Below are 13703 nucleotides of genomic sequence, written 5' to 3'. Positions count from 1 at the left end.
ATTAGACGTGTTTTTTATTTTGACTAAAAGGAAGGCTATATTAAAAAATATGGAAACAAAATCAAAAAACATATATAAGATAAAATTCTCTGCCCCTTTACATATAATGTTAAGGTTTTTTTCTCTGATGAATTGTAATCGTATACACGATTTGCGCCTATAACTCTTTTTTGTTATATTTAATACATAGTATACAGATGGGTATTTAAAAAAGGTTTACAACTACACAAAGCGGGTATAAAAGCTATTGCATATCGAAAATCAAAGGGTGAAGTAGTAATGGGGTTCAATACAGAAGAAGTTTATTTAACGTGCGTTTTACAAAATTATGAACATGTTATTAGTATACATATGGAGCATTTAGCTGATTATGAGCAGAACATTAATCGTTATGAAGACGATTTAAAAGCGTTTGATGAGGAGAAAACGCAAATGACGACACAGGCATATGAAATTTATGAAGAGTTGCAGCAATTGTTAGCGAATATGCGCTTAGAAGCGATAACATTGAAGCAACGTATTGATGACTGTAGACAGAAAATTGAGCATTTAAAGTATTTTTAAATAAGACGAAAAGGACAAATAATAAGCAATTAGCATGTCTATAAGTGGTTTTGAAGTGCGGCGTTTTGGGAAAGTATAAACAAAGCCGATATATGAAGAAGGATTGTATACCCGACTTAATTGAGTATTGGTATGGAGGGATTTTTATGAATTTAGAACGTTTACAATATAGCTTTATTAAAGAATTGGAACGTAAAAATACGAAGATTTGTGCCGCTGATTATGGCGTCGATGCTGCAAGATTTCAAGCATTTGTTTATCAACTACAAAAAGATGGCTATATTAGCAATGTGCATTTAGCTCCAGACAGTGGATTAGACCTCAAAAAAGCCGAAATTACGTATACGGGTATGAAATATTTAGCGGAGCATTTTGAATGGATTATGCCGTATCGTGATGCAATGGACCGAAAAGTGTGGATTGAACAATCTTAAAGAATGAACGCGATGCTACAATGCATCGCGTTTTTTAGTGCTTCGCTGTATAATGAATGGATGAAGGGGCGATGACAGATGTCAATTCATGAACAACTCTGGGCGCTACAAGATACTAACTACCGTGCATTTACGAAAAAACTAATCCCAAATGAGCCGGATATTATTGGCGTACGCATTCCGGCACTGCGCCAACTAGCAAAAGAGCTTATTAACGATGACCCACTAGCATTTTTAGCGCAAGTTGAAAATCGTTATTTTGAAGAAACGCAGCTTGAAGGATTTGTTATTGGCACGATGAAAATGCCTGCAGACGAGCGCATCGCATATATGGAAGCGTTTATTCCAAAAATCCGTAACTGGTCTGTGTGTGATGGCTTTTGCTCTGTTTTAAAGGATGCAAAAAAAAATCAGGCGCTTTACTGGGCGCTCGTTGAAAAATATGCAGCGAGCGATAAAGCGTACGATCAGCGCTTTGCAGCAGTGATGATGCTTAATTATTTTATTAATGACAATTATTTAACGAAAAGCCTAGCGCTACTGGATCAGCTAAAGCATGATGACTATTATGTGCGTATGGGTGTTGCATGGGCCGTATCGATGTTTTTTATTCGTAAGCCAATTGAAACGATGCCCTATTTACACAATAATACGCTTGATGATTGGACGTATAATAAAGCATTATCGAAAATTACGGAATCACTGCGCATTTCAAAGGAAACAAAGGACCGTATTCGCGCGATGAAGCGCAAAAAACAACTAGAAAAAAACGTTCAGAGCGATTAAATGCTTTGAACGTTTTTTTTAATGGAAATCTGTCATCATATGGACGCGCACAACCGATAAAATGCCGCAAATGGCGATTGGAAGTCCGGCGCATAGAAGCGGCAGTAAAAGTTCAATAAAAAAGCTTACGAGCATACACAATAAGCCAAATGCAAAATAGCTGCTAGCAATCATCATCGTTAAACGCTTGTTCGCGCGATTACTTAGACGTTTATTGACATAAAGAAACAGCGCTACACCAATGACGATGCCAGCAATCGTTAATAAAAATTCAATCATGATAAGCCGCCCTTTCGTTGTTTAGCATTTATTTTAACAAAAATGCTCGTTCTTTTCCTATTTTTTCTAGATTCCAGTAAAGATGAAACTTTTTTGAAAATTCTGCGTACATAAAATTAAAGGAGTGACACGATGTATAAACTATTATTTCAACAAGGAAAGTTCGCCGACTTATATGATTATTTTTCGCCAGCATTACAACAACAATGGCCGCTGCGCACATTCCGCAAAGAAGCCAAAATTTTTCAAATGCAGATGCGCGCGATTCAGAGTCAAAAATTATCGGATAATACCGAGCAATGGTTTGATGATAAGCGCCGTTATATCATTACCGTAAAAGTGAATGGCCATGAAATTACTGATTTTCAATTTCATACGCAGCAGCAGACGACAAAACGCTATTCCTTGCCATTTAAAGGACGCTGGCATGTCGTTGATGAGCAAGCATCAACGTATGGATTTTTACCGCGCGACAACAAAAAAATTCTTGCACCGGCAGAAGGGACTGTTGTAGAGGTAAATCAGCAGGAAGGGTATGTGGTCATTCGTCATGCACCTGATGAATATAGTTATGTGGCGAACTTTTCACCAACAGTTGCTGTCAATGAGTTTGTAGCAGAACGTTGTGAGATTGGGCAACAAATGGGAAAGCAAGCACTACAATTTCGTGTAATCAGCGAGGCGCATCATTATTTTTCAAAACCAAAAGCCATTCGTTTCCAACAAAAAGTCACACCGGGAAAAACGGTAAAAAATCGTACAAATTGGCGTGACGTGGGTATTGAGATTGCGGCGGAGCCTGATGCCTGGGGATTAATCATTACGGTGATACGCGGTATTATCGCGCTACCGCGTATGCTGATGCGTGCTATTTTTGACGGAATTTAGTGAAAAGGATTACAAAGGGCAAAAAACGGTTATTTAATAGAAAAGGGGTGATGTTCAATGAATACGCAAGAGCTTGATATGCAATTAAAGCAAGGTCATGAAATTGGCTTTTCATTCCAAAATGCACACTATTATATTGCACAACGTAATGGGGGCTTTGTACTCATCGAAATTGTCGATGATCAAGAAATTGATCGCTCGATGCGCACACCAAATTGTGAAGCGTTTATACGCGACACAGAAATTATGGGTTTATCATTATCGATGATTTTTTCTGCATGTTATGATGATGTGCAACAGCTGACGATTCATTAGGCAGCTGTTTTTTTAAGCCCATTCTTTCATTTTTTAACGGCATATTCAGTCATATGAAAGGGGGAGAAAAATGGAATTTGAATTACATAGAGACGTAACGGGGGAAGCCTACCGTTCATTAATCGAAGCGGCTTGCAATAAAAGTGCAAAATTTCACTTAGTGATTCGTAAGGAGTTAGCCGTTGCGCCGTCAGCAAAAGCCGTGTTAAAGCAATTAGCGCCGTCGTTAATTCGGAAAGTTGAAAAATCAGAGTGGGCGAGCACGATGTTAGATGGATCGACGGCCTATGTGTATTATTACCGCGCTGATGATCACGCGAAAAACGTGCTACAGCAAGCTGTTCAGTCACTGTATAGTTGGGAACAGCCATATTTTCCTGAGGACTTATCTTTTTTCCGCGCCAATGGCATAGACTGGCTTGCGACATCGAGTCATGAACGCCATTGTCATTTGACGTTAGAGCCACATGAGGCAAAGGAATTACTGGATAAAATAGCGACATTGCAATTAGATTAATAGGTGAGTCACGCTGTAGCGTGGCTTTTTTAATTAGCAAATTAGGTATAGTTCACTAATTTATATTTTAATAAATAGATATTTATAGGTGGTTAAAAAGCTCTGTTATAGTTATAATATAGTTGTTTATAGCTATAAAAGATGGGGTGAGGAGAATGTTTCCAACAAGAGAACAACTACAATCGTTTTTTGCGGTGGAGCCAATGATGACAGAAGACCAACAAATGGCGACATATGTTTTTTTTAAAGGCGACGAACGCTATACGGTTACGCTACAGTTTGCCGATCGCTCATTGCATATTCAAGTTGACAATGCAAATCGCACAATGGGCTTATTTGAATTTAAAGAAATTCAACGTTTTGTTATTGTCGATAATGAAGACAACAATAAGCGCTCTGTACTTGAGGTGATTCACGGAGATGCGCTACAATTACTCGAACTAAAGTGGAAGCCGTATTTCAGCATTATTTTAAAAGAAAAAGCGCCTGTTGAATCGTATGCATCGTAGGCCGTTATATCGCCAATGAACAGCGTTAACCGTGTTATGATGGAGCGCTGTTTTTTCATTCTGTGTCGTCATCGGGAACATATTGTAATAAATCACCGGGCTGGCAATCGAGTGCTTTGCATAAGGCCATTAATGTTGAGAAGCGAATGGCTTTCGCTTTGCCGGTTTTTAAATGCGATAAATTGGCGTTTGTCATGCCAACAATGGCTGCTAATTCGTAGAGTTTTAGTTGTTTTTTTGCTAATTGCTTTTCGAGATGAATGCGAATCATGCTGTCCCACCCTTTCATAAGTAGCTATCATTTAGTGAAAATAAAAAATGACCATACACGGTAGAGTGTCCGCTTTCGGCAAAGTGAATATCACCATATTCGATGAATGGTTGTGTAAACTGTGCGTCTGCGTCGAGTGCTGTCGCAAGCTTCGTTAAGGCGATAATAGCTTCTTCCGCATTTTTCATAGGCAATGAATAGCTCGCATATTGTTTAGATGCTATCGTCGCAGTTCGTTCAAATTGTGGTGGCAATGTAGACGTTGCTTCAAATGTCCATTTACTAATCAAGTTATCCCTACTTTCCGTTATAATGAGTGTAACAGTGAGGTGATGTCATGACAACCGAGTTAATCACAATGGGCGTAGTACTTATCATTTGTAGCTATTTGATTGGTGTAAAAAAATATTGGCAATTGCTTGCGGGTATCCAGCTCAAACGCGCGAAAGACCCTGAAAAAGTTGCGAATTTTTTAGCGACGGTGATGCTGTTAGTTGGCGCATTACTTGTGACAACCGGGGGTATTGGATTCCAACCAGCAGAGGCGATGATGACTCCGTGTATTTTCGTGTTATTGCTAGCAGTACTTTATGCCAACGTAAAAATGATGCGTTGAACAATTTTCAAGAGGGTATGAACTAGCAAGGGGGGTTGCGCGTTGGCTAATGGATTATATGTATACACATTGAGTGTACTTGGTTTGATGTTTGCGTTTACGAATATGTATTTAATGAACAAAATAACGGGGTCCTATGCGGATGTTGTGGCGACGGCATTGACGTTATTAACGTTTGCGACATTTATCGGTGTTTGTTTGTTGTTAATTTATTGTCGTGCGAAGCGCCTGATGACGACCGGGGAAACAATTGGTTATTTAATGCTAACGCTTGTGACCGGTGTAGTTTCCGCTTTTATTACGTTGTTTGCGCAACTGTATTAAAAAATAATATTGCGCCAAGCGAATGCATCACGTATAATGAAGGCAATTCTATAAAATGTTCTTATATACCAGACATTTAACCGACTTTTCATTTGAGAAGTCGGTTTTTTTTAATGTATAATTATGAAAATATTTACATAAAAGGGGTTGTATAACATGGAATTATTGTCATTTGAAAAAGAGCGTGGAAAATCGATGCATCAATTTGATTCGACATTTGTGATGACGCGCATTTTGCAAAGTGATGAACCGGTAAATATCGCGGCTGTTTATTTAACACCCGGCGATGTGATTGGTTATCACCGCGCGAGCACATCGCAGCTTGTGCTGATCATGTCTGGTGAGGGGACGGTGCGCGATGAGCAGCATATGCGCCCGATTAAGGCAGGGCAGGCTGTGTTTTGGGCGCAGCAAGAGTGGCATGAAATGGCGACAGAAGTAGGGATGATGGCATTAGTGATCGAAGGGGAATTATTGTCAACTACGCACTTTTTAACAACATTGTAACGCCAAAAAATGGACAGGCACGTTCACCGGGAATAAAACGTTGGACGTGTTTTTTAATTGGCAAAAAAATAAAACCGCCTTTTTCCGATTGATGCTCGAAAAAAGATGGTCCATGAAGAACTGGCCGGTGATTTGTCTGTCCAAGTGGCGTAAGTATAGCTGTTTTCAGGTCAGGTGTGCGCTACCAACGGCTATTTTAAAGGTTCCAAACATCGTAGCCTTGTGCTTCTAGCTCGCGGCGATTGTATAAATTTTTTAAATCGAATATAAGATGACTATTCTCTGAAAAATGACTTGCCAATGTTTCAAGTGGGAAAGCATCTAAGAAAACATCGTGTTTGACAGCGATAATGAGCGCATCTAATGTTTGCAGTTCATCAAACGAACAAAGCTCAATGCCGTATTCTCGTACGACTTCTTGCGCGTCGGCATACGGGTCATAAATTTGTAAATCAAAGCCATACTGTTGTAGCTCGACAATAATATCGATAACTTTTGAGTTACGTGTATCTGGACAGTTTTCTTTAAACGTAATCCCCAATACGCCCACCTTACGCGCTTCTTGTTGTGAATAGTTTGAGAAGAACTGCTTTGTGAAATTTTCGACGATGTAATGTGCGAGTCCATCGTTAACTTGGCGTCCTGCTGAGATGATTTTAGATTGACAGCCGAGTACTTCTGCCTTGTATAGAAAATAATAGGGGTCGACACCAATGCAGTGACCGCCAACAAGCCCTGGTGTGAACGGTAGGAAATTCCACTTTGTCCCAGCTGCTTCAAGCACTTCATTTGTATCGATATTCATTTTATTAAAAATAATCGACAATTCATTCATAAAGGCGATGTTAATGTCGCGTTGGGCATTTTCAATAACTTTTGCGGCCTCTGCAACGCGAATGGACGGGGCAACATGAAGACCCGCGTCAATAATCGAACTATATAGCTCGCGAACGACAGCGAGCGTAGCGTCATCTGAAGCGGAAACGATTTTTAAAATATTGCGTAAATCATTGTTTTTGTCACCAGGATTGATACGCTCCGGTGAGTACGCAACTGCAAAGTCTTTGCCGAATGTTAAACTGGAATGTTGCGCTAACAGTGGCACACAAATTTCTTCGGTTGTACCGGGATAGACGGTCGATTCAAAAATCACGATGTCACCGATCGTTAAATTTTTCCCGATTAACTCACAAGCACTAACCAGTGGCTCAAGGTTAGGTGTTTTATCCACATGTATCGGTGTAGGAACGGTCACGATAAAAATGTTACATGCCGTTAAATGTTGTAGCTCGGATGTGAATTGTACGCGCGATGCTTGTAATTTTTCATCACCAATTTCTTTTGTAGGATCAATGCCTTCTTTGTAAAGTGCAATTTTTTCATGTTGAATATCAAAGCCAACTACATTGTAAACATGAGATAATTCAACAGCTAATGGCAAACCGACATAACCTAAACCAACGACGGCAATCGTGTGCTGCATTCTCTACACCTCCAAGTAAGTATCGTAAATGATTATTTTTCATCTAAATTTTTCAACATGTCGCGCGTTTTTTCGGACATACTACCCGCGCGCCAATAAGCAAATTTCGTATATCCTTTTTGCTGCATATAATGCGTCCATTGTTTAATCGTTTCAGCATCGTTGTACCAAATGACAGCGCCATCATCAGCTGTAAATGACAACGCTGCACTTGCATCATGTCGTGTCGCGGTTGGCTTCATCGCTTCAATTTGTTGCTCGGTTAAGCTCGTAACGCCATCTTTTGCAAAGCGGAAGCCACCGAGCGAAAGCGCAATCGTTATATTGCCAGCATCATTTGGGAAGCGCTTTGCTAAGTGGTCAAGAAATTCAAAATCTGCTTTTGGACCAGCATCGCTATGAGGGCCATGCAAATTGTAAGCCATGACGATAAATTCAATATCATCAGGTAACGCCGCGCTAAATGATGGTTCTAGTACGACACGAAGTGCGAGTTCTTCGTCATGCAGTTGCTGCTGTAAATCACGAATAAATGCCAAGTAGTGTGTTTCTTTATCGGCCGGAATATTTTCATAATCGAGCTCGACCCCATCGACATGTGCTTCTTTCGTAAACGTAATAATTTGTTGTTGATGCTTTTTCGGGTTCGCTAAAATCGCTTCGATGACAGCTTCCGATTTTAATTCTTTTGTGCCGGTAATTTGATCGTTGACGACTGTTAAATAGCGTTTAGCGTGTACATTATTTTTCGATGCTTGAATCAGTTGCTGCGTCGACTCCGGGAGAAAGCCATCGTGCTCGGCATTATAATAAAGCCCAAAAAGCGACACGCTACTTAAACTTTGTCCGAGCGCTTCGACATCGCGAAGCCCGGCCTCGCGTTGCCAATCGACAATCCACATGCTCCGAGGTGTCGTTATGTGCGCGGGTTTACTTTGTGAATAGACATAGAAGTCTAACAATGCAATGAGTACGATGGCAGCAACGACAATCATTTTTTTCATGTTGTTGCGACACCTCCGTTAAAATGTGTGAATGAAGAAATCAACGACATTATCATATTGTTTTTTCGCTGCATCAAGTGCGCGTTCTGGTGCTGAAGCGCGTGTTGAATAAAGCACTTCGCGATTTTTCGTAACGGTAACATCTCCGAAGAAGGCGTCGTAAATCGTATCGACAAATTGCTCTTTTTCTGTGTCGCTCGCCAGCGCTTCACCAGACAATGTTAACGCAAAATCATGCAGCTCTTTGGGCAAGTGCGCCTTATATTCCTTGCCGTCGACTGTAATTATTAAACGCTCGCCAACCGCTTGAATACGGACATCGCGATTATTCATGACATTGCTTGGGTAGGCTGTTTTATCAACGCGTGAGCCTTCTTGCGTTTGAAGATACGTGTAGTTTGATGCTTTACCAAAAGCATAATCTTCATTTTTCCAATCAAGTTCTTGTAAATTCATTTTTTGTAGTTGTCCTTTTTTCGAACCATTTTGCGTTTGAATGAGCAGTTTGTTTTTTTGTAGACTCACCTTTGCTGAAACAGTCCCGTCCGATAAGGTCATGCTTTGTGTTCCCATGACCGCACCGTTGAAATCGGCGGATACGATCGCCTGTGCTGGCCATTTTTTCGTTAATGTTGCCGACACTTCTTTGTCTACTTCTGACGTTAAAATAATATCTTGCTTTGTAAATTCACCACGTCCTTGTTCAACAAGCCAATCTGCTGCGAGCTTTTTATCTCCAACGGTAAATTCGATTGGGATTGCCGATTCGTCTTTCATTTTCATCAGCATATGATTCGTTGCCCAATACGGAGCGACTTGCATACGATTTAAATTGTAAACATCTTGTTTTGCATCATTATAAGCGCGGTAATTTGTATTGAAATGTAGCGAAAAGAGGTTGTGGATATTGCGCTCATTGACCTTTTCAACCATGTCATCCATCGTGTTGTACATCGCATTTGCGTGCATGATAGCATAGGCTTTTGGCAGCGTTCCCCCATCTTTTGTGTACATCTTTTTCATGTTTGTATATTCGTTTGTGAGACGCATATCCATTTTTTCAACGGTTTCTTTTGGAATCATATGTTCATCACGTAAATAATCCATTAAAAAGTGATTGTAATATTCAATTTTCGTTTTATCGGTGACGGCATTTTCCGGTACTTCACCTAAATAATCGCCGTTTGGTGTGTAGGCATTAATATACGAGAGGTGGTTGCCGTTTGTGCCGTGTTCCCAATAACCGCTATCGACCATGCTTTGAATATCACCGGTCGTTAAAAATTTATTGTCTTTGCTTTGCGTATTGTCGGCATACGTGAACATCGTCGCCTTAAAATTTAATTTTTCAAGCGTTGATTGTGAAAAAATACTAGAATCGGTACGGCCATCTTCAAATGATAAAAACAATGCTTTTTCTGGAAGCGGCGTGCCTTTTTCGTAAAAATCAATAATTTGTTGCTGTGAAATCGTTGTAAAGCCTTGTTCTTTTAGCAATGTAAGTTGTTTTGCTAATTGTTCGCGTCCAATATGTTTTGTCGAGCCGCTACGATCGACGCCAAAATACGAGATGGCAACAAAGCCTTGTTTGCTATTGTTGGCAGTTGCTTTTGGCTCGTCGTAATGATAGAGGAAAAATACCGATTTTACGACGAAAAATGCAGCGGCCATAATCGCAATTACTTCTAAAATCGTTCGCACTACTTTGCGACGATTTTTTGCTTTCACATTCAGTTGCTTATTATTCGCCATCTAAACGACCTCCTCGTTTCAGCGCAGCGCGGCGCATTTTGCGTTGTTCTTTCAAGCGGCGTTCCTCGACATCTTGTGGTGTATCGCGCGTACCCCACGTTGATTTCCAAAATGTAAACCAGGCGATTGGCATTTGCCACAGGAGTACAAATTCGTAAAATAAGACGAATGTTAACCCGTGTAGCCACAGTGTACTTTTACGAAATAGGAGATGCGCAAAACTGAGTAATAGCGCCATTACTGCTAGGCCAACAACAAATGTCGTCGGGAAGACGTGGTGCGCAATTGGCACGTAAATTAAGTTGTAAATAACAACGATTGGTGCAGCAATTGGGACAATTAAGCCAACGATGAAAAATAAGAACATCAGCGGTTCCTTTTTCCACATAAACGTTAGCGCACGTAACGATTCGCGTAACCATGAGCGTTTCCAGCGCATTTGTTGTTTTAAAAAGACGTTAAATTCAGAAGGAACAATCGTCGAACAAATGGCTGCATCTTGATAAGTGGTACGATGCGTTTTTAAAATAAAATTTGTCATACTACGGTCATCGCCAAATGTCGCCGCATGCCCTAAAAACTTCTGATTTAGCCAAGCATCTTGGTGTTTTTCGACTAACTCTTTGCGGTAGCATGACAGTGGACCTGACAGGCATGTGACAACATCAAAATAGGATTCTGCCGCTTTCATAATGCGGAACGCGATATAATAACGTACAGTTTGAAGCTTTGTCATCGTGTTTGTAAATTTATTTTCAACTTCGGTACGACCAGAAACACCGCCCATTTTTGGATCTTGGAATGGTTGAACGATATTACGGATAGCGTTTGGTTCTAAAAAGCTATCGGAGTCAACAAAAACGACTAGTTCATGTTTTGCATGTGACACGCCCATAACAAGCGCATCACGTTTGCCGCTATTTTGTTCGAGGCGAATCAATTTCAAACGTTCTGCAACATCAAAACGCGCGCCGTCAGCTTTTAGCTCGTTAATGGCTTTTTGTGCATTACGGAATGTCGCATCGGTTGAACAATCATCAACAACGATAATTTCAAGTTTGTCGATTGGATAGTTTTGGTCAACACATGTCGTAATTGTTCGGTGAATCCATTGTTCTTCATTAAATGCTGGAATAATAATCGTGACACCAGGTTCATAGTGCGGATTAATTGGCACATTGCGGTAGAATAAGCCAAATACATAGCGGCTAAGTAAGAAAGCGGCTGCGATTAAACTATATAAATAAAGGAATTTATTGAATTTAAAGTACAGCACACTTTCGGTCCGCATTAACAAGACGATGACGGCACAAAACAGTAAGAACAAACTAGCCGCAAAAATCGATAAACCCCAGCGCCTTTTTTTCATATAGCTATTTAGCGGTTGCGTAAACTCAAATGCTTGATAATAGTGGTCATCTTCTTCATAAGAGCGCACAGGCTTTGCGTCAATATTCACGCGTGCCTCGTAACCTTCCGGCATAACGCCACCATCTATTTTGAATTTTAACCGTGTTGTGCGCGTTGTGCGTATTGGGTCATCAGAGCGCACGAGCATGCCGGTATTTGAAATATCGCGGCATACCACGTCTTGAACCTCATTTTTTGCGCTTGTCATTTTGACTGGGAAATTACTAATGTAACGTTGCCCTTCTTGTCGTTGACTATAAAGTTCATTCGCATCTAAGTTTGTTTCCGTCACACCGCGACGATCGACTTGCTGACGTTGGTGTAGCGGGTCGGGGATATTTGATAGCTTGCGGCGGTCTTTTTTTACGAGCGTTAATGTTTCGGGTTTGCTCATTGTATTTCACCTTCATTCGTATTGTAGTCGTAGTCGTCAAGCATGTCAGAAACGGTACGGAATTTGTAGCCTTGTTGTTGATACGTTTCTAAAATGGTCGGTAGCACGTTCAAAATATGCGAGTCATCTAAAATATGCATTCCTAAAATACTTCCTGGCTTCCCTTGTGAGAAAACACGATGCAACACGTCTTGTGAGGAGATTTCTAAATCCCAGTCAAACGACGCGACATCATATAAAATGATGTAATCGATGCCTGTTGCTGCAACGATTTTGGCACTTTTATCATCGATTGAGCCATATGGTGGGCGATACATACTTTTTGCGGGTTTTTGAATCGCATATGAAACCGCTTCGTCTGTTTTAATGACCGCTTCTTGTAGTTGTTTTGGTGACAATTTGACTGAGTCAGCGTGGTCATATGAGTGGTTAGCTACTTCATGCCCTTGGTCTACAATTTGCTTCACAAGCTGTGGCGATGTGTGCGCGCCATTACCAATTAAGAAAAACGTCGCCTTGACGTGATGTTCGCGTAAAATATCAAGCACCTTCGTTAGCGTCGTTTCATTACTCCAGTCATCAAATGTAATCGCTAATTCTTTTTTGCCATTCGTTTTGAAACTTTTAACGATTTTTGGTTGTGCATTTTTATAGTCGTCTGTATAGTTCAAGTGATTTGATTTGTAGTTATCCGTTAAATATTCATGCTCCATCGCTTCTTTAATAGTCGTGAGTTTATAACCTTGCTTGGCATACATTTTTTTCAACATCGGTACCGTGCGAATCACTTCAGGATTTAAATAGGTGTTTAACTCAACAATCGAGCCGCTTTTTGCCCAACGCTTAGCATATTTTGTGATTTCTTCGGCGCTTTGCATGTTGCTATCTTGTGGGTTGATATTATTCGTAATCACTTTCATATTAAGTTCAGCGGCCGCTTGTTCAAAATTCCGACTTGAATCCCCAGAACGAGAGCGCACAAATTCCGGTTGAATGCCTAGCTTTTCTTTCATTACTTTATTTGCGAGTGAAATTTCTAAGTATGCTTCTTCATAGCTCAATTTTTCTGGCATAACGAAATTTAATGTATTGTTTTCAATGTCATGCCCCTCATGTAAAATGCGTTTGACAATGGCTGAGCGTTCGGCAACTTCGACACCAGGAATGAAAAACGTCGCCTTTAAATCGTTCGTTTTCAATTCATTTAATAGCCGATCCATCGTCGTATCATCGGCAAGGCCATTGAATGTCAGCGCAATTAATTTTTCCGGGATTTTTACTTGTGACACAGGTTCCACAGCCTGTTTAGCTGGTTGTGGAATGGTAATTTTTTCGTGGGCTTTTGTAACGGGTTGCCCTTCTTCGCCAGCACATCCAGCTAGTAGTACGCATGAGAGCAGGGCATAACTTATTTTTTTCATATACTCACCATCCTTCATTACGTTTCACTAATAAATGCCCGAAATATTATAAAGTAATCTAGATAAAAAGAGCTAATGTAGTGCTTAAATAACTACTGATAATTATTTTTGAAACTATTTTTAATATTTAGATAAGATTAAAGTTCTATTAAAAGTTAAAGTAAAGTTAAAAACTATATCTAAAGCAGTGAATTTGGAATGTGGGATTTTATTGTGAATTTTTTTGAAA

At 40.2% G+C, this 13703-nt stretch carries 18 protein-coding genes; 10 read left to right on the top strand and 8 right to left on the bottom strand.

The features are described 5' to 3' along the window. Positions 1-279: 279 nt before the first annotated feature. The 3 genes from V514_RS0109410 (at position 280) to V514_RS0109400 (ending at position 1784) form a co-directional block, all read left to right on the top strand. Positions 280-564, top strand: coding sequence for a hypothetical protein (locus V514_RS0109410; protein WP_029499705.1), 285 nt, complete (start codon positions 280-282; stop codon positions 562-564). A gap of 146 nt (positions 565-710) precedes the next feature. Further along, positions 711-998 carry a YjcQ family protein gene (locus V514_RS0109405; protein ID WP_029499704.1) on the top strand — a complete coding sequence of 96 codons (288 nt, stop codon included), beginning with the start codon at positions 711-713 and terminating at the stop codon, positions 996-998. Positions 999-1076: 78 nt separating this feature from the next. Then, positions 1077-1784: a DNA alkylation repair protein gene (locus V514_RS0109400; protein WP_029499703.1), complete on the top strand. Its 708-nt coding sequence runs from the start codon at positions 1077-1079 to the stop codon at positions 1782-1784. A gap of 18 nt (positions 1785-1802) precedes the next feature. On the opposite strand, the gene V514_RS0109395 is transcribed toward V514_RS0109400, so the two are convergent. Next, positions 1803-2063 (bottom strand): hypothetical protein, encoded by a 261-nt coding sequence (locus V514_RS0109395; protein WP_029499702.1) that lies wholly within the window; start codon positions 2061-2063, stop codon positions 1803-1805. 132 nt (positions 2064-2195) lie between these two features. Between V514_RS0109395 and V514_RS0109390 the strand changes: the two genes are divergently transcribed. The 4 genes from V514_RS0109390 (at position 2196) to V514_RS0109375 (ending at position 4292) form a co-directional block, all read left to right on the top strand. Beyond that, complete coding sequence (locus V514_RS0109390; RefSeq protein ID WP_029499701.1) at positions 2196-2951, top strand: M23 family metallopeptidase; 756 nt, start codon at positions 2196-2198, stop codon at positions 2949-2951. A 57-nt stretch (positions 2952-3008) separates the two neighbouring features. After that, positions 3009-3266, top strand: coding sequence for a hypothetical protein (locus V514_RS0109385; RefSeq protein WP_029499700.1), 258 nt, complete (start codon positions 3009-3011; stop codon positions 3264-3266). A 70-nt stretch (positions 3267-3336) separates the two neighbouring features. Next, positions 3337-3783 carry a hypothetical protein gene (locus V514_RS0109380; RefSeq protein ID WP_029499699.1) on the top strand — a complete coding sequence of 149 codons (447 nt, stop codon included), beginning with the start codon at positions 3337-3339 and terminating at the stop codon, positions 3781-3783. 155 nt (positions 3784-3938) lie between these two features. Beyond that, positions 3939-4292: a hypothetical protein gene (locus tag V514_RS0109375; RefSeq protein ID WP_029499698.1), complete on the top strand. Its 354-nt coding sequence runs from the start codon at positions 3939-3941 to the stop codon at positions 4290-4292. 55 nt (positions 4293-4347) lie between these two features. Here the strand turns inward: V514_RS0109375 and V514_RS0109370 are convergent, their stop codons facing one another. Together V514_RS0109370 and V514_RS0109365 are read right to left on the bottom strand one after the other, a co-directional pair. Further along, complete coding sequence (locus V514_RS0109370; RefSeq protein WP_029499697.1) at positions 4348-4563, bottom strand: helix-turn-helix domain-containing protein; 216 nt, start codon at positions 4561-4563, stop codon at positions 4348-4350. A gap of 14 nt (positions 4564-4577) precedes the next feature. Beyond that, positions 4578-4853, bottom strand: a complete 276-nt coding sequence (locus tag V514_RS0109365; protein ID WP_029499696.1) for a hypothetical protein — start codon at positions 4851-4853, stop codon at positions 4578-4580. Between the two features lie 47 nt (positions 4854-4900). Between V514_RS0109365 and V514_RS0109360 the strand changes: the two genes are divergently transcribed. From V514_RS0109360 to V514_RS0109350, 3 genes are all read left to right on the top strand, one after another. Next, positions 4901-5179 (top strand): DUF3784 domain-containing protein, encoded by a 279-nt coding sequence (locus V514_RS0109360; RefSeq protein ID WP_029499695.1) that lies wholly within the window; start codon positions 4901-4903, stop codon positions 5177-5179. A 42-nt stretch (positions 5180-5221) separates the two neighbouring features. Further along, positions 5222-5503: a hypothetical protein gene (locus tag V514_RS0109355; protein WP_029499694.1), complete on the top strand. Its 282-nt coding sequence runs from the start codon at positions 5222-5224 to the stop codon at positions 5501-5503. A 156-nt stretch (positions 5504-5659) separates the two neighbouring features. After that, on the top strand, positions 5660-6010 hold the full coding sequence (locus V514_RS0109350; protein WP_029499693.1) for a cupin domain-containing protein: 351 nt from the start codon (positions 5660-5662) through the stop codon (positions 6008-6010). A 196-nt stretch (positions 6011-6206) separates the two neighbouring features. On the opposite strand, the gene V514_RS18975 is transcribed toward V514_RS0109350, so the two are convergent. The 5 genes from V514_RS18975 to V514_RS0109325 are packed head-to-tail and all read right to left on the bottom strand — an operon-like array spanning position 6207 to position 13474. Then, positions 6207-7493, bottom strand: a complete 1287-nt coding sequence (locus tag V514_RS18975) for a nucleotide sugar dehydrogenase (protein WP_035944576.1) — start codon at positions 7491-7493, stop codon at positions 6207-6209. A gap of 32 nt (positions 7494-7525) precedes the next feature. Further along, positions 7526-8497: a glycosyl hydrolase family 18 protein gene (locus V514_RS0109340; protein WP_029499692.1), complete on the bottom strand. Its 972-nt coding sequence runs from the start codon at positions 8495-8497 to the stop codon at positions 7526-7528. Positions 8498-8515: 18 nt separating this feature from the next. Continuing rightward, positions 8516-10249, bottom strand: coding sequence for a polysaccharide deacetylase family protein (locus V514_RS0109335; RefSeq protein ID WP_029499691.1), 1734 nt, complete (start codon positions 10247-10249; stop codon positions 8516-8518). Further along, positions 10239-12053 (bottom strand): glycosyltransferase family 2 protein, encoded by a 1815-nt coding sequence (locus V514_RS0109330; protein WP_029499690.1) that lies wholly within the window; start codon positions 12051-12053, stop codon positions 10239-10241. The genes V514_RS0109335 and V514_RS0109330 overlap by 11 nt, the downstream gene beginning before the upstream one ends. Next, on the bottom strand, positions 12050-13474 hold the full coding sequence (locus V514_RS0109325) for a polysaccharide deacetylase family protein (protein ID WP_029499689.1): 1425 nt from the start codon (positions 13472-13474) through the stop codon (positions 12050-12052). Before V514_RS0109325 ends, V514_RS0109330 begins: the two co-directional genes overlap by 4 nt. Positions 13475-13703 lie beyond the last annotated feature (229 nt).

It is taken from the genome of Kurthia huakuii LAM0618 (assembly GCF_000505545.1).
Classification (GTDB): Bacteria; Bacillota; Bacilli; order Bacillales_A; family Planococcaceae; genus Kurthia; species Kurthia huakuii.
The sequence above is the reverse complement of the archived record's forward strand: the minus strand, read 5'-3'. Positions and strand labels throughout refer to the sequence as shown.